This window comes from Massilia sp. LXY-5 (assembly GCF_059801075.1).
Map to the genome: position 1 here is coordinate 987,608 of NZ_JBNNEH010000003.1, position 17,038 is coordinate 1,004,645.

22 protein-coding genes are annotated in these 17,038 nt (G+C 64.2%); 14 read left to right on the forward strand and 8 right to left on the reverse strand.

The features are described 5' to 3' along the window. Positions 1–179: 179 nt before the first annotated feature. Positions 180–938 (reverse strand): glycine zipper 2TM domain-containing protein, encoded by a 759-nt coding sequence (locus ACI48I_RS13345; RefSeq protein ID WP_193686456.1) that lies wholly within the window; start codon positions 936–938, stop codon positions 180–182. A gap of 221 nt (positions 939–1,159) precedes the next feature. Between ACI48I_RS13345 and ACI48I_RS13350 the strand changes: the two genes are divergently transcribed. Continuing rightward, complete coding sequence (locus tag ACI48I_RS13350; RefSeq protein WP_193686455.1) at positions 1,160–1,891, forward strand: Crp/Fnr family transcriptional regulator; 732 nt, start codon at positions 1,160–1,162, stop codon at positions 1,889–1,891. A gap of 244 nt (positions 1,892–2,135) precedes the next feature. On the opposite strand, the gene ACI48I_RS13355 is transcribed toward ACI48I_RS13350, so the two are convergent. The 3 genes from ACI48I_RS13355 to ACI48I_RS13365 form a co-directional block, all read right to left on the reverse strand. After that, complete coding sequence (locus ACI48I_RS13355; protein WP_193686454.1) at positions 2,136–2,357, reverse strand: YMGG-like glycine zipper-containing protein; 222 nt, start codon at positions 2,355–2,357, stop codon at positions 2,136–2,138. A 21-nt stretch (positions 2,358–2,378) separates the two neighbouring features. Next, the gene (locus ACI48I_RS13360) at positions 2,379–2,693 is read right to left on the reverse strand and encodes a BON domain-containing protein (protein ID WP_498574440.1); all 315 of its coding nucleotides are present in this window, start codon (positions 2,691–2,693) and stop codon (positions 2,379–2,381) included. A 133-nt stretch (positions 2,694–2,826) separates the two neighbouring features. Beyond that, positions 2,827–4,890: an AsmA family protein gene (locus ACI48I_RS13365; protein WP_498574441.1), complete on the reverse strand. Its 2,064-nt coding sequence runs from the start codon at positions 4,888–4,890 to the stop codon at positions 2,827–2,829. A 212-nt stretch (positions 4,891–5,102) separates the two neighbouring features. Between ACI48I_RS13365 and ACI48I_RS13370 the strand changes: the two genes are divergently transcribed. From ACI48I_RS13370 to ACI48I_RS13395, 6 genes are all read left to right on the forward strand, one after another. Beyond that, positions 5,103–5,483: a DUF4398 domain-containing protein gene (locus ACI48I_RS13370; RefSeq protein ID WP_227496778.1), complete on the forward strand. Its 381-nt coding sequence runs from the start codon at positions 5,103–5,105 to the stop codon at positions 5,481–5,483. Positions 5,484–5,582: 99 nt separating this feature from the next. Beyond that, positions 5,583–6,506 (forward strand): OmpA family protein, encoded by a 924-nt coding sequence (locus tag ACI48I_RS13375; protein ID WP_193686451.1) that lies wholly within the window; start codon positions 5,583–5,585, stop codon positions 6,504–6,506. Positions 6,507–6,535: 29 nt separating this feature from the next. Continuing rightward, positions 6,536–7,075: a ferritin-like domain-containing protein gene (locus ACI48I_RS13380; protein ID WP_193686450.1), complete on the forward strand. Its 540-nt coding sequence runs from the start codon at positions 6,536–6,538 to the stop codon at positions 7,073–7,075. 53 nt (positions 7,076–7,128) lie between these two features. Beyond that, positions 7,129–7,458: an ElaB/YgaM/YqjD family protein gene (locus ACI48I_RS13385; protein ID WP_193686449.1), complete on the forward strand. Its 330-nt coding sequence runs from the start codon at positions 7,129–7,131 to the stop codon at positions 7,456–7,458. 20 nt (positions 7,459–7,478) lie between these two features. After that, the gene (locus ACI48I_RS13390) at positions 7,479–7,865 is read left to right on the forward strand and encodes a phage holin family protein (protein ID WP_227496524.1); all 387 of its coding nucleotides are present in this window, start codon (positions 7,479–7,481) and stop codon (positions 7,863–7,865) included. A gap of 24 nt (positions 7,866–7,889) precedes the next feature. Further along, a complete protein-coding gene (locus ACI48I_RS13395) occupies positions 7,890–8,300 on the forward strand; it encodes a hypothetical protein (RefSeq protein ID WP_193686448.1) in 411 nt (136 codons plus the stop codon). 226 nt (positions 8,301–8,526) lie between these two features. On the opposite strand, the gene ACI48I_RS13400 is transcribed toward ACI48I_RS13395, so the two are convergent. Both ACI48I_RS13400 and ACI48I_RS13405 read right to left on the reverse strand, forming a co-directional pair. Then, on the reverse strand, positions 8,527–8,892 hold the full coding sequence (locus ACI48I_RS13400; protein ID WP_193686447.1) for a hypothetical protein: 366 nt from the start codon (positions 8,890–8,892) through the stop codon (positions 8,527–8,529). A 107-nt stretch (positions 8,893–8,999) separates the two neighbouring features. Next, positions 9,000–9,476: an outer membrane lipoprotein gene (locus ACI48I_RS13405; protein WP_193686446.1), complete on the reverse strand. Its 477-nt coding sequence runs from the start codon at positions 9,474–9,476 to the stop codon at positions 9,000–9,002. Between the two features lie 204 nt (positions 9,477–9,680). Here ACI48I_RS13405 and ACI48I_RS13410 point away from each other — a divergent pair, with 204 nt between their 5' ends. The 3 genes from ACI48I_RS13410 to ACI48I_RS13420 are packed head-to-tail and all read left to right on the forward strand — an operon-like array spanning position 9,681 to position 11,913. Further along, positions 9,681–10,241 (forward strand): hypothetical protein, encoded by a 561-nt coding sequence (locus ACI48I_RS13410; protein WP_227496523.1) that lies wholly within the window; start codon positions 9,681–9,683, stop codon positions 10,239–10,241. A gap of 60 nt (positions 10,242–10,301) precedes the next feature. After that, the gene (locus ACI48I_RS13415; RefSeq protein ID WP_193686445.1) at positions 10,302–10,616 is read left to right on the forward strand and encodes a BON domain-containing protein; all 315 of its coding nucleotides are present in this window, start codon (positions 10,302–10,304) and stop codon (positions 10,614–10,616) included. A gap of 46 nt (positions 10,617–10,662) precedes the next feature. Beyond that, on the forward strand, positions 10,663–11,913 hold the full coding sequence (locus ACI48I_RS13420) for an AI-2E family transporter (RefSeq protein WP_498574442.1): 1,251 nt from the start codon (positions 10,663–10,665) through the stop codon (positions 11,911–11,913). Between the two features lie 80 nt (positions 11,914–11,993). Here the strand turns inward: ACI48I_RS13420 and ACI48I_RS13425 are convergent, their stop codons facing one another. Together ACI48I_RS13425 and ACI48I_RS13430 are read right to left on the reverse strand one after the other, a co-directional pair. Further along, entirely contained in the window at positions 11,994–12,923 is a 930-nt protein-coding gene (locus ACI48I_RS13425) for a YihY/virulence factor BrkB family protein (protein ID WP_193686443.1), read from the reverse strand. 148 nt (positions 12,924–13,071) lie between these two features. Then, the gene (locus tag ACI48I_RS13430) at positions 13,072–14,100 is read right to left on the reverse strand and encodes an OmpA family protein (RefSeq protein WP_498574443.1); all 1,029 of its coding nucleotides are present in this window, start codon (positions 14,098–14,100) and stop codon (positions 13,072–13,074) included. Positions 14,101–14,218: 118 nt separating this feature from the next. On the opposite strand from ACI48I_RS13430, the gene ACI48I_RS13435 reads away from it, so the two are divergent. The 4 genes from ACI48I_RS13435 (at position 14,219) to ACI48I_RS13450 (ending at position 17,030) form a co-directional block, all read left to right on the forward strand. Continuing rightward, positions 14,219–14,479, forward strand: coding sequence for a hypothetical protein (locus tag ACI48I_RS13435; RefSeq protein WP_193686441.1), 261 nt, complete (start codon positions 14,219–14,221; stop codon positions 14,477–14,479). A gap of 86 nt (positions 14,480–14,565) precedes the next feature. Further along, the gene (locus ACI48I_RS13440; protein WP_193686440.1) at positions 14,566–15,171 is read left to right on the forward strand and encodes a winged helix-turn-helix domain-containing protein; all 606 of its coding nucleotides are present in this window, start codon (positions 14,566–14,568) and stop codon (positions 15,169–15,171) included. Between the two features lie 220 nt (positions 15,172–15,391). Further along, complete coding sequence (locus ACI48I_RS13445; RefSeq protein ID WP_193686439.1) at positions 15,392–16,135, forward strand: glutathione peroxidase; 744 nt, start codon at positions 15,392–15,394, stop codon at positions 16,133–16,135. Positions 16,136–16,163: 28 nt separating this feature from the next. Beyond that, complete coding sequence (locus tag ACI48I_RS13450; protein ID WP_498574444.1) at positions 16,164–17,030, forward strand: M90 family metallopeptidase; 867 nt, start codon at positions 16,164–16,166, stop codon at positions 17,028–17,030. Positions 17,031–17,038: the final 8 nt, after the last annotated feature.

The following is a 17,038-nucleotide window of genomic DNA, read 5'->3' on the forward strand; positions in this document are numbered from 1 at the left end:
CATTTGCGGCAGCGTATGGTCGCGTTACCGCAAAAGCCATTGTCGGGGTAGCTCAGCAGTATTTCCGTGCGCTGGCGCACGTTGCACTGAGGAAAAAATCAAGACCGGCGGTCCAGGGGACGGCCGGTCTCGATCGTGGTGCCGGCAGCGCCGGCTTCTGGCGTGCAGCTGAAGCGGGATCAGGCGGAGCGCAGGTGGCCCTTGACGATGCGCACGCGATCGCCGCTACGCCATTGCGGCTGGCTCGACTGGTGGAAGGTGCGCAGGGTGCCGTCGTCCAGGCGGACGCGGATTTCATAGCTGGTCGTCGCTTTCATGTTGCCCTCGACCTGGTTGCCGACGACGGCGCCGCCGACCGCACCGGCGACGGTGGCCAGCTGGCGACCATGGCCGCCGCCGATCTGGTTGCCCAGCAGGCCGCCGAGGATGGCGCCGCCGGCCGCGCCGACACCGCTGCCCTGGGCGCGCTGCTTGATCGCGTGCACCGATTCGATGTTGCCGCAGTTGCCGCACCAGTTCGACTTCGGCTCCGCAGCCGCCATTTGCACCGGCTTCGGTTTCACGGTCGTGCGTGGTGCCGGGGCCGGTTCAGGTTCGGGTGCGTAGGCCTGGCTTGGGGCTGGGGCATAGCCCTGGGCCAGTTGCTGGGACGGGTAGGCGGGCGCTGCCGGTGCGGCCGGGTAGGCGGGGCCTTGCGGTCCCAGCTGCGCCATGGCGGCGGCGGGCGCGACAGGCGCGGCCTGGCCGGTCGGCGGCATGCTTGCTGCCAGCGCGGCGCGGTCGGCTTCGCTCAGCTGACGGTTCGTGTTGCCGCCGATCGAAGAGGGGATCCAGCCCATGATGGCTGCGGTACCGATCAGGCAGAACAGCAGGACGGCGAGTGCGGCGACCAGCAGCAAGGGATGGTGCTGGGCGCGTGGAGGGGAAGTGTTGTTCATGGCTTGTGCTCCGTGAAATTGCGGTGGGGCGTCTGCCTTCCGCGGCGGCCTGCGAGGCGCCGGCCGATGCGAAGGATTGTCCCTAGGAACAACAAGGTATTCCGTGCGTCACCGAACATACTTCCCCTATCAGAGCATTTAACCTGATCGAAATTGTTTGCAAATGTATCCGTATTTCCGCCCCGGCTTCGGCCGGGCTTGCCATTTACCGCGAGGGTTCGATGAACTTTGCAGCTTCTCCCGACGTCGCCGAGCACAATGCCAATTTGCTGCTGGCCGCGCTCCCGCCGCAGGAGCTCGCCCAGGTGTTGCCGATGCTCGACCAGGTTCACGTCGAGGCCGGCGAAGTGCTGGGCGAAGCGGGCAAACCCATCCGGTATATCTATTTTCCGCATGATTGCCTGATTTCGCTGCTGGGCGTGGCAGGCGGGCGCATGACGCTCGAGGTCGGCCTGGTGGGACGCGAAGGCATGCTCGGCGCCACCGTCGCCCTCGGCCACGAAACGGCCCAGGTGCGCGCCGTGGTCCAGCGTCCCGGCAGCGCCAGCCGCATGGACAGCGCCGCCTTCCGCGCCGAATTCGCGCGCAACGGCGCCCTGCAACGGGTGCTCTATCGGTATACCGACACACTGCTGGCGCAGGCGATCCAGATCGCCGTGTGCAGCCGCTTCCACGTGCTCGAGGCGCGCCTGGCGCGGTCGCTGCTGATCACCCGCGACCGCCTGCAGTCCGACAAATTCCACCTGACCCACGAGTTCCTGGCGCACGCCCTGGGCGTGCGCCGCGTCGGCGTCACCAAGGCAGCCAGCGCGCTGCAGCAGCAGGGGCTGATCATCTACAGCCGCGGCAATATCGAGATCCTCGATGCCGAAGGGCTGGCGGCGGCGGCGTGTACCTGCTACGAAATCGTCAAGGATGCGGGGGCGGGGGCGCTGTCGAGCGCGTTCGTTTAGCGTCACCGTCGAAACGGCTTCTCGACAGCGCTAAGGTTGACGCGTGGAGTCAGGACTCCACCCTACGAACAGCGACGGATCGTAGCGTGGAGTCCCGACTCCACGCGGTACGGCGCATGCGCAACGGCACACCGCCCCGGACCATCACGCATGAAACCATCCCCACAAACGTCCCGCCCCGCTTGCGCAGTACGCAAGCGGGGCGTTTCGTGTGTGTTTGCCTGGGGTGCTACGTGGTGAAAACTTAGTTGGTCTTGCCGGCCTGGTTGCCGACCACGCCGCCGACAGCTGCGCCGCCGACCACGCCTGCTGCACTGCCGCCGGTCAGGGCGCCGCCGATCACTGCGCCGGCGCCGGCGCCGACTGCGGTGGCCTTGTCCTGATGCGACATGCCGGCACAACCGGTCAGGCCCAGTGCCAGGGTAGCCAGGGTAGCGCTCACTGCCAGGTGTTTGATGTTTTTCATAATGATCTCCTTGGGTGGGTTTTACTTCAGGCGCAGGTCATTCCTGACCGATTTCACGCCCTTCACTGTGCGCGCAACCGATGCTGCGGTTGCCACGTTTTCCGCCGAGCCGACATAGCCGCTCAGCTGGACAATACCTTCACGGGTCGCGACATCGATGTCTGCCGCCTTGAGTTCCGTGCTCCGGCCAATTGCCTGTTGCACGCCGGCCGTGATGGTGGAATCGTCCACCGCCGCGGCTGGTGCCAGCAGGCTGCCGGTGCCGCCGCAGCCAGCGAGGGTGCCCCCGTACATGAGAGCCCCCAGCAAGGCCAGGGCCGGTTTCCAATGCGTCATGCTTCGTCCTTGATGCCGTGTACCTGTTTCAGCGATGACTCCAGAATAAAACGGAGCGACGGAAGAGTCTGTTCGACAACACACACATGCACGCCTTCGCTCATCAGTAGATGTAAGTGTTTGTAAGCGACTGTCATCGCGTTTTCGCCTTGCCCGGCGGCGGCGCAGTCGGCTTCTGTTTCGCCAGTGCGACCAGCTGGCCGCAGGGGCTGCTCTCGCCCGGCCCGGTGTTGATCAGCGGGATCAGGGCTGCCACCGGCGCTGCCGCCGCGGCCAGCACGGCGGCGCCGCCAGCCTTCAGTGCCAGCACGCCCTTGTCGACCGAGACGTCGGGCTTGCTGAACGGACCGCGCACGTAGAGCGGGGCGCGCAGCGTGAACAGGCGCAGGGCCTTGGTGTCGGGCTTGATCGTCAGGTCCATCTGTTCGTTCGCCAGGCTCACCGTGCCGTTCACGCGGATGATCGCTTCCTCCGTATCGACCACGAACACCTGCGACTGCATCACGCCCTTGTTGACGTCGAAATCGGCGGCCAGGCAGTTCAGCTGCACCTGCTTGTCGCCGAACAGCTTGGTGACGATGATATTGCCCACGTTCAGGCCCATTTCCTCGAGCAGCATCTTGCTGATCGTGCCCTGGTTGATCAGCGCCTTGACTTCGCCGTTCGAGGAGCCGAGCAGGGCGGCGACCGAACTGCCGGTGGCCGACAGCTGGGCGTCGCCGTTGATCTGGCCGACGGTGGCCTGCATCTTTTCGATGGTCGGGAACAGCTGCTTGATCTGGATGTGGCGCGCCTGGACCTTGGCCGTCGCCGCGATCGTGTTTTTGCCCTTGCCGCTGCCGTCCATGCGGATGGTCGAGCGCAGCGTGCCGCCGGCCACGCCGAATTCGAGCGGCTCGAGGGTGATGACGCCGTCCTTCATGACCAGGTGGGTCGAGAGTTTACTGATGGGCAGTGTCTTTTCGCGGATGATCTTTTCGGCGGTATAGCGCACGTCGGCGTCGATCGCCGTCCAGCGCTCGGTGCGGAATTCCTCGACCGGCAGCACCTTGCCGCCCGGCTGCACGGCGTCGACGCCGCGCGCCTTCTTGCTTTCGTTCGAGTCGCCGCCGATCAGGGGACCCAGGTCGGTAAACAGCAACTGGTGCGTCGATACATTGCCGGTCAGCTTGGGACGCGGCTTGCCGCCCTCGAACACCAGCTTGCCGTTGATGTCGCTCGAGCCGACCTTGCCCTTGAACTTGTCGTAGGTCCAGCGTCCGTGCTCACGGTCGAGCTCGCCCTTCAGGTGGCCGGAGGTCGAGAAGGCCGGGGTCTCGGGCAGCGTGATGCCGGTGAAGTTGTACAGGCGCGCCATGCTGCGTCCGGCCAGTTCCAGCTGCAGGTCGACCGCCTTCAGTTTGGCGGGACTGGTGACCGTGCCTTCGACCGCGATGCGGCTCGGGCCGCTGCGCATGTCGGCCTGGACCGGGTAGGGCGTATTCTGATCCTTCAGCGACAGCACCTGGCCGACCTTGCCGCCGCCCGTGACCGGCGCGCCGTTATACGTGCCGGTGACCTTGAAGCCGATGCCGTATTTCGCATCGTTATCGAGCGTGCGTACGTTGGCCGTGATGTCGGCCTTCGTGACGGCGTCGACCACGCGCACCACGCCGTCGGTGAGTACCACGCGCTCGAGGTCGAGCTCCCACTTCGATTTTTCCTCTTTCTTCCTGTAGACCCAGTTGTAGTGGGTGCTGTCGGTGCGCTGCAGTTCGAGATAGGGCGCTTCGAACCGCAGCACCGGGATCCCGATCGTGTGGTGCAGCAGGCCGAAGGGATTCAGGGAGAACGAGAACTGGCGCACGCGCGCCATGTCCATTTGCTTCATGCTGGCAGGGTTGCCGACGTGCACGTCATTGGCGATGAGATGGGGCCAGGGCAGCCAGTCGCGCAGGTGGCGGTCGGCCTTGGCCATGCGCCTGGCCGGCACTTCCCATTGCACCGCGAGGTTGCCGCGGATCGCGAAAGGCCGCTCGATGGCTTCGCTCACCTTCGCATTCAGCCAGGGACGCGCCTTGTTCCAGTCGAAGGTAAGGATGAAAATGATGGCGATGACCGGAATGGCGATCAGGGTGGCCAGCAGGCCAAGCAGGATTTTCTTTTTCTTGCCGCCGTGCTTGTGGCTGGCGTCTTGCTGCGCGGTAGTATCGGGCATGACGATCCTTCATAGAGTATCGGTCTTGCGCCCAAGCTTAGCGCAAAGGGGGTGGTCATCAATGTGCGGTGTCGCACGGTGCGCCGGATGGGCACGGTCCCATCGGCGGGATGTGCGGTCTATGTGCGGCACCGAACCGAACTCGGCTGATAACAGGCTTATAACGTTAACAACTTGCTTACATCTACAATCTACAGGAGAAAGACATGGACATGAATCGCTCGATGCATCAGCTTGGCCGCGTCGCAGTGGCAGCCGCCGTGCTGGCGCTCTCCGCCTGCGCCAGCCAGAAGGCACCGGCCACGGCCGACGTCGCGGTGTCGCGCAATGCAGTGGCCAACGCAGTGCAGGCCGGCGCCGCCGACCTGGCGCCGGAAGAAATCACGGCGGCGCGCGCCAAGATGATGCGCGCTAACGAAGCGCTGGCCGCCAAGGACTACAAGCTGGCGCGCGAACTGGCGACCCAGGCCCAGGCCGATGCCCAGCTGGCCCAGAGCAAGGCCGCGTCCGCCAAGGCCACCGCCGCCTCGAACGCGCTCAATGAAGACCTGCGCGTGCTGCGCCAGGAAGTCGACCGCGCCAACTCGCAGTAAGCGTCACGCATTTGCCGCGGTGCCCGGCGCCAGCGCGCCGCACCGCATCCACAAGAACGCCGGCGCGCCCAGTGCGCGCCAAACATGAAGGGGAAGAGCATGACACCACGTTTCCTGAAGCCGGCCGTCTTTGCCAGCGCCATCCTGCTGGCCGCCTGCAGCACCACGCCGACCACCACGCCGACCCTGGACCAGGCACGCGCCGATTTCGTCGCCGCCAATAACAATCCGCAGATCTCGAGCTATGCGCCGCTCCAGTTCAAGGAAGCCAGCGATGCGCTCGACCGTGCCAACGCCGCGGCCGCCAAGAAGGAAAGCCTGAGCGACATCGACCGCCTGGCCTATATCGCCAAGCAGAAGATCGCAACTGCCCAGGAAGTGGCGCGCGCCAAGGCCGCCGAAGCGAACATCGCGGACGCCTCGCGCCAGCGCACCGAGATCAGCCTCGAAGCGCGCACTGCCGAGGCCGAGCGTGCGAAACGCGAAGCCGCCGCAGCCCAGACCGCTGCCGCCGCCGCCCAGCAGCAGGCGGCAACTGCCCAGCAGCAGGCCGCGACGGCCCAGGACCAGACCCGCATGATGGCCGAACGCGCCGCCAAGCTCGAAGCCCTGCTGGTCGATCTGAACGCCAAGAAAACCGAGCGTGGCATGGTCGTTACCATTGGCGACGTGCTGTTCGCCACCAACGAGGCGAACCTGACACCAAACGGAATGTCGACCCTGCGCAAGCTCGCCGACGTGATGGCGCAGAACCCGGAGCGCACTGTACTGGTCGAAGGGTTTACGGACAGCACCGGCAGCTCGAGCTACAACCAGAACCTGTCGCAGCGCCGCGCGAATGCGGTCGCCATGGCACTGGGCAGCATGGGCGTGGCGCGCGAACGCATCGCGATGAAGGCGTATGGTGAAGCCTTCCCGGTTGCGGCCAACGATACGGCATCGAACCGCCAGCTGAACCGCCGCGTCGAGATCGTGCTGTCGAACGACAACGCGCCGATCCCGCCGCGTTCGGCCAACCGCTGAAGATCAATCTGCACTTTTAAGGAAACATCATGGAACAAAGCAAGACGCCCCTGGCGCATGGCTTCGACATCGAGGCGATCCGCCGCGCCGCGGCCAACCTCGATGACGGCGCCGTCACCGAGGGTTATGCGGCCGACCGCGAAGCGGTGATCGCCATGCTGAACGACGCGCTCGCCACTGAACTGCTGTGCGTGCTGCGCTACAAGCGCCACTATTTCACCGTCAGCGGCCCGAACAACGGCGCCCTGAAGGCCGAGTTCCTCGAGCATGCCCAGCAGGAGCAGGATCACGCCGACCGCATCGCCGAGCGCATCGTCCAGCTGAACGGTTCGCCGAACTTCAACCCGGCCACGCTGACCGCGCGTTCGCACGCCGAGTACGACGATTCGGAAGACACCCAGGCCATGGTGCGCGCCGACCTGATCGCCGAGCGCGTCGCCATCGAGTCCTACCGCCAGATGATCCAGGCGATCGGCGACAAGGATCCGACCACGAAGCAGATGCTGATCGAGATCCTTGCGGTCGAGGAAGAGCACGCCGACGACATGCACGACTTTCTTGTCCGTTGATTCGCCGGACACCGATTTCATTTTCAAACCATAACCAACAACAGGAGTTCACCATGCTAGATACCACCCGCACCAGCCGCTCGATCGACGACGGCATCCAGGCCGCAGGCGCCGACATGAAGGTCCTGGTCAAGGACGCCCAGGCGCTGCTGACCGCCGCCGCTTCGCTGACCGGCGTCAAGGCCGACGAGCTGCGCACCCGCGGCATGGAATTGCTGGACCGCGCAATGGGCAAGGCCAGCCAGTACCAGGGTCAAGCCGTCATCAAGAGCAAGGAACTGGCAGAGACCGCGGATGTCTACGTTAAAGACAACCCGTGGCGCACCGTCGCTGCCGCAGCGAGCGTCGGCCTGCTGGTCGGCATTTACCTGGGTCGTAAATAATTCGCGCCGGAGAGAACGCCATGGAAAAGACCGAAACCGTCGTGCATGGTCCCGGACTCATGGGCGGCATCTCCGGCCTGGCGAAAAACCTGTTCGGCCTCGTCGTGTCCCGCGTGGAATTGGCGGCACTCGAGATGTCGGAAGTGCGTAACCACGTGATCGAGCTGCTGGCGATCTTCGCCGGCGCCGTTCTCGCCGTGTGGTTCGCGCTGGCCTATGGCACCGCGACTATCGTGATGCTGGCCTGGGATAGCTGGGGCTGGAAGATCCTGCTGGTGATGTTCCTGGTGTTTTTGGTGATCACGATCGTCCTCGTGATGAAGGGAATGGCCATGCTCAAGCAAGGCAAGCTCGCCTTCCCGGAAACGATGAACGAACTTCGTCACGACCGCGACGCGCTGCTGTGAGCGGGCACTTACAGGGGAGGGAACATGGATAAGCACGATCATAAGCACGATCACAAGCACGACCGGGACGAGCCGACCGGACTGGCCGGCCACAAGCACAGCCGCGATCCGGCGACGCGCAAGGCCGAGCTGCTGCGCGAAGGCGAGTTCTACCGTGCCGGCGTCACCTACGCGAAGGCACAGGTAAAGCACGGCGCGCGGCCCGAAGTCATGTTACATTCTGCTCTAGACCATGCGACATGGGCTTTGCGGGCCCGGGCTGATGCTCTGCTGAAACCCACAGGCACGAGTATCTCGGTGCTGATGCCGTATGCGCTGACCGCATTCAATTTCGTGCGCCAGCGCCGCATGGGCAAGCAGGCGCTCGCGGGTGTCGTGCTGGCCAGTGTCGCCGGCTGGTACATGAAGCGGCGCCGCGCGCAGCAGGAAATCTGAGCATGGCCGGATGGCGGCCTTGGCTGTCATCCGAAAGATTTTGCCGGTAACGCAGGTCAGTGAGCGCAGGCGGTGTGTGCAGTTGGTATGATTTGCTGCTACCGAACGCGTTTTGCACAGAATATGGTGGGGCTTGAGCGGCGTCGCAATCAATTGATTGGACGCCGTCTTTTTTTGTCGAGCGCGCCTGTGGCCCGCGTTCCTGGCCTGCAGCCTGGCGCCGCTGCTAACGCGTTGTCGATCCCGCCTGCGCGCCGGCTTCCGTACGCGCGCTGGCCATTTCTTCCTTGTATGTCTCCTGCGCCGCCTTCAGGCAGCCGGCGCGCTGCGCGGCCGGCTCCTGGCGGCAGGCGCGCTTCGCCTCGTCGAGCGCGGCGCCGATTTCCTTCTGGCGCGTCTTCCACTGCTGCTGGGCGGTCGCGTCTTCCCGGTACCAGCGCGCCGGATCGCCGCGTGCGATTTCCTGCGCCTGTTTGCTGGCCGCGGCCGGCGCGACCAGCGCGTCGTTGCTGGTCTGCGCGCCGGCCATGGCGCATGCGCCGGTCAACAGGCAGGCCGCCAGCATGCGGCGGGTATTGGTCCATGCATCCATCTTCACCTCCACGAAATGAAACGGGCCGGCAAGGCCGGCCCGTCAATGCATCAAGCGATGCGTGCAGCGTACGCAGTGCCTGGTATTGGCTGCACGCTCCGTCCCGATCAGTAGCGGTAGGCGCGGCCGTCGACCAGGCGCACGCGGTTGCCGACGCGCAGGTCGTAGACGTTGTCCTGGACCACGGTGCGGTATTCGCCGTTGTCCATGCGCACGTTGACCTGGTACATCTCCTGGCCGCCGCCCGCATTGCGGTTCTTCTCGACGTTGTTGCCGATGGCCGCGCCGGCGACGCCGCCGGCGACGGTGGCGGCGGTACGGCCGGTGCCGCTGCCGACCTGGTTACCGGCCAGCGCGCCCACCAGGCCGCCGACGATGGCACCGGCGCCGCTCGTGCGTGCGCCGTCGGCCTGGGTGACCTGGATCGATTCGATGACGCCGTAGCCCATCGACGCGGTGTTGTTGTAACCGCTGCGGTAGCCATTGTTGCCGTAGCTATCGTTGTACGAGGGCGAGCTGGCGCAGCCCGAGAGAAGGGCGGCGGCAGCGACGGCGGTGGCGGCGAGGGTACGTGGTGTCTTCATATTGTTCTCCTGGCAAAAAGGTGTGAGTCAAGAATACGACTGCGCAAGATGGGGGTCTGTGCGATGACGCACCGTGAATTGCCAGATTGGCATTATCTAAACAACATGTTCTGTTGTGTTCGACAGCGAACAGAGAACGCGACGGGATCGGCGTAAAACATCAATCAAGGTCACGCAACAAAGCAGAATCGGGAGAACAAGAACATGACAACGAAAATGAGAAATGTCCACGCTTTACTGATCATCGGCGCAGCCCTGCTGTGGTCTGCGCATGGCCGGGCCCAGACGGTTCCCGACGCCAAGACCGCCTACAACACGGCGCGCGACACAGCGGCCGCGAACTACAAGGCGGCGCGTGCCCGCTGCGACCTCGTCACCGGCAATCCGCGCGACGTCTGCGTAGCCGAGGCGAAAGCCGAGCGCGTGCGCGTCGAGGAAGAGGCGGGCGCCGCCTACAAGAACACATTGAAAGCCTATACCCAGGCCCGCATGCGCATCGCCGACGCGAACTACGATCGCGACAAGGCGCGCTGCGGCGCGGTAACGGGCAACAACCGTGACGTGTGCATCAAGCAGGCCAAGGCGACCCTGATCGCCGCCCAGGCCGATGCCACCGCGGATCGCAAGATGATCGAAGCGCGCAGCAATGCGCGTGAAGACAAACTGACGGCGGAATACCGGGTCGCACTCGAGAAGTGCGACGCGTTTGCCGGCGCGGCGAAAGACCAGTGCGTCGACGCCGCAAAAACCGCGTACGGCAAGTAACGTACCGGATTCGCTCACATGAGCAAATTGACTTTGACCAACGAAAGAAAGGGATACATCATGAAAATCACCCAACGTCTCGCCACCGCCATCTTCACCGGCGCGCTCGCCTTCACCATGGTCGGTTGCGCATCGAGCCCAACGAAGGAAAGCGCCGGCGAATACGTCGACGACAGCGTCATCACCGGCAAGGTGAAGGCCGCCTTCGCTGCCGACCCAACCGTCAAGGCAACCGAAATCAATGTCGAGACCTTCAAGGGCGACGTCCAGCTGTCGGGCTTCGTGTCGCAGCCAGCCGATGCGCAGCGCGCCGTTCAGGTCGCTCGCGGCGTCAAGGGTGTGACCTCGGTCAAGAACGACATCCGCGTGAAGTAATCCCCGCCGCTGGGCGGCGGTCTGGCAACTTTTTATCGGCAAACATATGCATCTCGCCAGTCCAGGCTCGGTTTCCACCGAGCCAAACAACCCCGCCGCCCAAGAGGCACCGTCGGCCCTCGTGGCCGACATCGTCCAGCCGGAGACCCACTCCGGCGCGGGCGACGAACTTGCCCTCCAATCCGGCAGCCTGCGCCTGCCCATCCACGTCAACGCACGCGGCCTCGCGCTCGGCATCCTGGCCACCGTCGCCTTCGTATTCTCCCTGCAATGGGCACAGAAATTCTTCGTGCCGCTGCTGCTCGGCATCTTCATCGCTTACACGCTCAGCCCCCTCGTGCGCTGGCTCGAGCGCATCCATATCAAGCGCGCCATCGGCGCGACCCTCGTCACCGCCGTCCTGATCGGTGGACTCGGGGCCACCATGTACCGCGTGCAGGACGAATTCTTCAACATCATCGACGAGCTGCCCACGCTGACGCACAAGGTCACCAAGCTGCTCGCATCCGTCGCCACCGGCCAGTCGACCATCCAGCAGGTGCAGAAGGCGGCGGCCGAGATCGAACAGGCCACTGCCAGCGTCGGCCAGAACAAGGACGCACGCCTGGTCCAGCGCCGCCCGACCGTGTCGCAACCGCATGCCCCGGCCTTCCGCGTCACCGACTGGCTGCTCGCGGGCTCCGTGGGCCTGGCCTCCTTCATCACCCAGGCCACGATGGTGCTCTTCCTCGTGTTCTTCCTGCTGCTCGCCGGGGACACCTTCAAGCGCAAGCTGGTCAAGCTGACCGGTCCCTCACTGACGCGTAAAAAAGTGACGGTCCACATCCTGGACGACATCAATACCACCGTGCAGAACTATATGTTCATGCTTCTGGTCACGAACATCCTGCTGGCGCTGATGATGTGGGTAGCGCTGCGCGCGATCGGCCTGGAGAATGCCGGGGCCTGGGCCATTTTTGCCGGCGTCACGCACATCATGCCGTACTTCGGCCCGCTCCTGATCACCACTGCCACGGGCCTGGTCGCCTTCCTCCAGTTCGAATCGCTGCGCATGGTGATCCTGGTCGCCGGCGCCTCGATGGCCATCGCCACGCTGGTCGGCATGGTGGTCGCCACCTGGATGACGGGCAAGATCGCCAAGATGAATCCGGCGGCGGTGTTCGTCAGCCTGCTGTTCTGGGGCTGGCTATGGGGGATGTGGGGATTGTTGCTCGGGGTGCCGGTCGTCATGATCATCAAGACGGTGGCCGAGCGGGTCGAGGGGATGGAGGTCGTGGCGGAGTTGTTGGGCGAGTAGGGGGCGATCACCTTCTCCGCCAACATGCAAAAACGGCGCGGACCCATTGGATCCGCGCCGTTTTCAATTCGTCCAGGCGTTCACGCCATCCGCTCGACGTGCTTCGCCCCGGTTTCACGGTCCGGCTTGTGCCGCAAACTCCCCAGCTGCAGCGCATACTGGCGGGCGAACTCGGCGCCGAGGAAGAAGATCTGGGCCGAGTAATACACCCACAGCAACAGTGCAATCAGCGAACCGGCCGCCCCAAAGCTGCTGGCGGCGCCGCTGTTGCCGATGTACAGGCCGATCAGGAACTTACCGAGCGTGAACATGGCCGCGGTGCCGAGCGCGCCGATGATCACGTCATGCCAGGACAGCTTGATGCGCGGCAGCAGCTTGTAGATCACGCCGAACATCGTGGCGATCACCAGGAAACCGATGCACGAGGAAATCCAGCCCATGATCACGGCGGAGTCCTTCCACATGCCGCCGAGATAGTTCTCGACCACGGCCATCGCCGCGCTGATGACGAGGGACACCAGCAGCAGGAAACCCAGCACGAGGATCAGGCCGAACGAGAGCACGCGGGTACGCACCGTGTCCCACCAGCTGGCATCCTTCGGCGCCGGCACGTCCCAGATTTCGTCGAGGCTGTCCTTCAGTTCGGCAAACACGCTGGTGGCGCCGACCAGCAGCAGCCCGGTCGCGATCATGGTGGCGATCTTGCCGCTTTCCTTGTTGCGCGCGCCGGCCAGGATGGCCTGGATCGTCTCCGCGCCTTCCTTGCCGACCAGCCCGCGCAACTCGTTGAGCAGCTGCCCCTGCGCCGCTTCCGCGCCATAGAAGAAGCCGGCGACGGCAATCACCAGCACCAGGATCGGCGCCATCGAGAACAGCGTATAGAAGGCGAGGGCCGCGCCTTTGCTGGCGGCACGGTGCGCCATCCACTCCGTCACCGCGCATTTCATGATGTGGGCAATCTGGCGCGAGAAGGGGAACCACTGTTTCTTGTCATTATCGACCGTATCCATACCGACTCTCCGAAAAAAGAAAAAGGGGCACTGAGCCCCGTTTCAACCTGTCGTCGTACAACGCGAGGTTGAGCGGGCCGAGTACCCCTCAGGCCACATTACAGTGCGCCGCTCCGCCGCAGGGACGGAGTGGCGGCTGAGATGCCGATTACTGAACGCGCTTTTCGATCGTGATCTGTTCGACTTCGACGCGGCGGTTCGGTTCCAGGCACTTGATCAGAGCGGCACGGTTTTTCTCGGTGCAGGTCACGACCGGGTTGGCTTCACCCTTGCCGTAGGCTTTCAGGCGGCCACCGTCGACACCCTTGCCGACCAGGTAAGCACGCACGGCGTCGGCGCGGCGCTGCGACAGCTTCAGGTTGTACTTGTCCGAACCCAGGCGGTCGGCGTAGCCGGTGATGTCGACGTCGGTGATGCTCGGGTCGGCTTGCAGGGCGGCAGCGATCTCGTCCAGCTTAGGCTGCGGCATGCTCAGCTCGGCGCTGTTGAAGGCGAACAGTTCGGTGGTCGACAGGGTGACCTTCTCGAAACGTGCCGGTGGCGGCGCGACCGGTGCCGGTGCTGGTGCCGGAGCCGGGGCTTCGGCCACTGGTGCCGGTGCCATCACTGGTGCCGGTGGCGCTGGCGGCGGGTTGAACGCGTAGTTCAGGCCGATGGTGACGTACTTGTTGTTTGGCTTGTTGAAGCCATACAGCTCGTCGTGGCGCAGGTTGCTGCGCACCGAACGGATGTCGGCCTGCAGCGACCATTGCGGGGTCAGGGTCGCCTGGACGCCGAGGCCGGCGGTCCAGTATGGCGAGTTCTTGCTCACGTTACGCAGAGGATTTTCCACCTTGTCGCGCTCGACGCCGGCACCGACCAGGATGAACGGACGAACTTTGTTGCGCGACAGCATCAGCAGGCCGTCAACACCGACCAGGGTCTGGCGATAGCGGGCCGGGCCGTCTTCGGTACGGACGTGGGTGCCACCGAACTGGACGTCCCAGTACTGGTTGATGGCTTTACCGAACTTCAGGCCACCGCCCCAGTCCTTGTCGTCCACGCCAAAGTCCGCGTCCGGCTTCATGCCGACGACGCTCGGCTGGATGTACCAGGACGGGTTGATTTCTTGGGCCAGCGTGGAACCGGCGGCGCACAGCATGGCCACGGCCAGGGCGATCTTCTTCGTATTGTTCACAGGAAACTCCCATTAGTTGAAAAGGTAGGGTTACATCGCGTGCTTGACAGTGATGTTGGACGAATAATACGAGGCTGGGTTCCCAAGCATCGGTGCGCTAGCGCACTCAGGGTTACTGATGAGTGACAAATTTACAACAGAATGTTCGTGGCGAAAAATCGCTCTATATAGAGGGTGCTTGAAATGTCAGTTGAATAATTTATTTCGGAGAGTAAAATATTTTTTCAGAAATGTTGTTTATTTACGACAATTGAGCGGCTTGCAAGACCAGGATGAGTTTCCTCAAAGCATTTTTAAAAAAATGCTTAAAGGAATTTTGGCAATGTGGGATGGCGCACAGACCGGCAGGGCTGACGCAGGCAATCTTGAGGCCAGTTAAGCGGAACCCGAGGTGTTGTCGGAGTGTCAGACCACACACAGCGACCCGGACCTCCCTGTCTCTCTCAATTTTTGGAGTACACCAACATGCATGCAACGACTCATCACAACGCGGTGCAAAGCGACATCGGCGCAGTGCACACTTCCAGCAATTCAGCGCTGATCGAACGCGTCCCGCCACAGCCAACCGAACGCGCGCCCATTTCGCTGGCGCCGATCGAGCGCGTGCGGTCGACCTCTGCCACGCAGCGTCGGATCGAGAACATGCAAAAGCTGATCAACGAACTGTCGACCCACGAAATGCTGGCCGACGAAATCGCATGGTTCCTGAAATTCTCGCCGTCGGGCGCACGCAAGTACATCCGCGACCTGCGCGAAGCCGGCGTGATCGAACTGGCCCGTTACATCGAAGGCACCGCCACCTACCTGGGCAAGGCCGTCTACCAGATCTGCCCCGACCAGGAACGCGTGAAGGCCTTCCTGGCCGCGATCTGCCAGCCGAAGCGCGAAGGCGTCGCCCCGCGCAAGGAACGTCCAGGCCTGCGCGAGCAGAGCATGGCCGGCAGCGGCCGCCACTTCCACATCCTGGCCGACGACACCCACTACGCCATCCGCGTGAACCGCAGCCCGGTCACCCGCGATCCGCTGGTCGCCGCCCTGTTTGGCCCGGCACCGAGCCAGATCGCCAAATAAATCTCTGCCGGAAGACGCCGCGGTGGAGACCCGGGGCGCCTTTCCGTAACCGACGATCGCTGTCGTCAAAGCAAACGCCGCGCACTGCGCGGCGTTTGCCGTTTACGTCCTTGTTCGCGTGGCCGGCGCCGAACGGGGAACATTGAAAACCCGGCAACAGGCCCCAACTGCGGGCGAAGCGGTCAACCTGGCCGCATCACCGACCATATGAGGAGTCCCCATGCTGCCAACTGCCGAATCGCTGGAAGGAAAACCCGTACCGCAGGTCACGTTCAAGGCGCGTCCCGACAACCAGTGGCGCGACCTCACGACCGACGAGCTGTTCAAGGGCAAGACCGTCGTCGTGTTCTCCCTGCCGGGCGCCTACACGCCGACCTGTTCCTCGACCCATTTGCCGCGTTTCAATGAACTGTCCGGGGTGTTTCGCGAAAATGGCGTGGACGACATCCTCTGCCTGTCCGTCAACGACGCCTTCGTGATGAACGAGTGGAAGCAGGGCCAGGAAGCGGACGGCATCACCTTCATCCCTGACGGGAACGGTGATTTCGCGCGCGGCATGGGCATGCTGGTCGACAAGCGCGATCTCGGCTTCGGCATGCGGTCCTGGCGCTATTCGATGCTGGTGCGTGACGGCATCATCGAGAAGGTCTTCATCGAGGAAGAGGGCGAGGGCGATCCGTTCAAGGTCTCGGATGCCGACACCATGCTGCGCCATATCAATCCGGAGGCGCGCGCACCCGAGCCGATCGTCATGTTCTCGCGTCCCGGCTGCCCGTTCTGTGCGCGTGCCAAGGCGGCGCTGTCGGAACGCCAGTTGCGCTATACCGATATCTCGCAGGACCAGAAGATCAATAGCGGCGTGCTGCGCGCCATCACTGGCCGCATGACCTGGCCGCAAGTGTTCATCGGCGGGCGCCTGATCGGCGGGGCCGACGAGCTCGACGCGCACCTGGCCGGCGCATGAAGCTTGCTCTCCTGGCAGGAGCCGCCTGATGGAAGCCTTGTTGACGGTCTCGTTTCTTGCAGCGGCTGGCCTGCTGGCCTGGGCGGTCCCGCGCTGGCGCCTGCGGCGCGCCCTGGCGCGGCCGCTGGCGGCCGGCGAGCTCGCCATCCTCGAACGCAACGTGGCGCAGTACCGGGCGATGGACGCGGGCCAGCGCGCCCGCCTCGAACGCCTGGTGCGGCGCTTCCTCCACGAAAAAACCTTTGTCGGCTGCGCCGGTCTGGACATGACCGAGGAGATGCGCCTGACGATTGCCGGCCAGGCCTGCCTGCTGCTGATGGGCGCGCGCGGCGACGCCGTCTATCCGACGCTGAACGCGGTGCTGGTGTATCCGGGCGCCTTCCTGGTGCCGCGGCGCCAGGTCGACGCGGCCGGCGTCGTCACTGAGGAGCGCCAGGACCTGCTGGGCGAATCCTGGGGCGACGGCCGTGTGATCCTGTCCTGGGACCACGTGCGCCGCGCCGGCATGGTCGAGCCGCCTTCCCACAACGTGGTCCTGCACGAATTCGCCCACCAGCTCGACAGCGAATCGGGGAGCACCAACGGCGCCCCCTATCTGGGCAGCCAGGAACGCTATCGCAGCTGGTCCGAAGTGCTCTCTCGCGACTTCGCGGCCCTGCGCCACGACGCCTGGTTCGGCCACGAAGGCGTGCTCGACCATTACGGCGCGACCAGCCCGGCCGAATTCTTCGCGGTCGCCACCGAAGCCTTTTTCGAGCAGCCGCACCGCCTGGCGGCGCGCCATCCCGCCCTGTACGAGGAGTTCCTCAAATACTACCGGGTCGATCCGCGCGCCTGGCAGACGCCGGAGCCGGAACCGGATTTTGGAAACATGGCCTACGGGCAGTGGCAATAGACTGCGTG

What these genes read in the sequence shown, in the direction of transcription:
- ACI48I_RS13405 (WP_193686446.1), bottom strand. Translation starts at nt 9,476, where the DNA reads ATGAAGACACCACGTACCCTCGCCGCCACCGCCGTCGCTGCCGCCGCC.
- ACI48I_RS13390 (WP_227496524.1), top strand. Translation starts at nt 7,479, where the DNA reads ATGGAAAAGACCGAAACCGTCGTGCATGGTCCCGGACTCATGGGCGGC.
- ACI48I_RS13440 (WP_193686440.1), top strand. Translation starts at nt 14,566, where the DNA reads ATGCATGCAACGACTCATCACAACGCGGTGCAAAGCGACATCGGCGCA.
- ACI48I_RS13450 (WP_498574444.1), top strand. Translation starts at nt 16,164, where the DNA reads ATGGAAGCCTTGTTGACGGTCTCGTTTCTTGCAGCGGCTGGCCTGCTG.
- ACI48I_RS13445 (WP_193686439.1), top strand. Translation starts at nt 15,392, where the DNA reads ATGCTGCCAACTGCCGAATCGCTGGAAGGAAAACCCGTACCGCAGGTC.
- ACI48I_RS13435 (WP_193686441.1), top strand. Translation starts at nt 14,219, where the DNA reads ATGAGTGACAAATTTACAACAGAATGTTCGTGGCGAAAAATCGCTCTA.
- ACI48I_RS13375 (WP_193686451.1), top strand. Translation starts at nt 5,583, where the DNA reads ATGACACCACGTTTCCTGAAGCCGGCCGTCTTTGCCAGCGCCATCCTG.
- ACI48I_RS13425 (WP_193686443.1), bottom strand. Translation starts at nt 12,923, where the DNA reads ATGGATACGGTCGATAATGACAAGAAACAGTGGTTCCCCTTCTCGCGC.
- ACI48I_RS13385 (WP_193686449.1), top strand. Translation starts at nt 7,129, where the DNA reads ATGCTAGATACCACCCGCACCAGCCGCTCGATCGACGACGGCATCCAG.
- ACI48I_RS13365 (WP_498574441.1), bottom strand. Translation starts at nt 4,890, where the DNA reads ATGCCCGATACTACCGCGCAGCAAGACGCCAGCCACAAGCACGGCGGC.
- ACI48I_RS13410 (WP_227496523.1), top strand. Translation starts at nt 9,681, where the DNA reads ATGACAACGAAAATGAGAAATGTCCACGCTTTACTGATCATCGGCGCA.
- ACI48I_RS13350 (WP_193686455.1), top strand. Translation starts at nt 1,160, where the DNA reads ATGAACTTTGCAGCTTCTCCCGACGTCGCCGAGCACAATGCCAATTTG.
- ACI48I_RS13355 (WP_193686454.1), bottom strand. Translation starts at nt 2,357, where the DNA reads ATGAAAAACATCAAACACCTGGCAGTGAGCGCTACCCTGGCTACCCTG.
- ACI48I_RS13345 (WP_193686456.1), bottom strand. Translation starts at nt 938, where the DNA reads ATGAACAACACTTCCCCTCCACGCGCCCAGCACCATCCCTTGCTGCTG.
- ACI48I_RS13420 (WP_498574442.1), top strand. Translation starts at nt 10,663, where the DNA reads ATGCATCTCGCCAGTCCAGGCTCGGTTTCCACCGAGCCAAACAACCCC.
- ACI48I_RS13395 (WP_193686448.1), top strand. Translation starts at nt 7,890, where the DNA reads ATGGATAAGCACGATCATAAGCACGATCACAAGCACGACCGGGACGAG.
- ACI48I_RS13380 (WP_193686450.1), top strand. Translation starts at nt 6,536, where the DNA reads ATGGAACAAAGCAAGACGCCCCTGGCGCATGGCTTCGACATCGAGGCG.
- ACI48I_RS13370 (WP_227496778.1), top strand. Translation starts at nt 5,103, where the DNA reads ATGAATCGCTCGATGCATCAGCTTGGCCGCGTCGCAGTGGCAGCCGCC.
- ACI48I_RS13415 (WP_193686445.1), top strand. Translation starts at nt 10,302, where the DNA reads ATGAAAATCACCCAACGTCTCGCCACCGCCATCTTCACCGGCGCGCTC.
- ACI48I_RS13360 (WP_498574440.1), bottom strand. Translation starts at nt 2,693, where the DNA reads ATGACGCATTGGAAACCGGCCCTGGCCTTGCTGGGGGCTCTCATGTAC.
- ACI48I_RS13400 (WP_193686447.1), bottom strand. Translation starts at nt 8,892, where the DNA reads ATGGATGCATGGACCAATACCCGCCGCATGCTGGCGGCCTGCCTGTTG.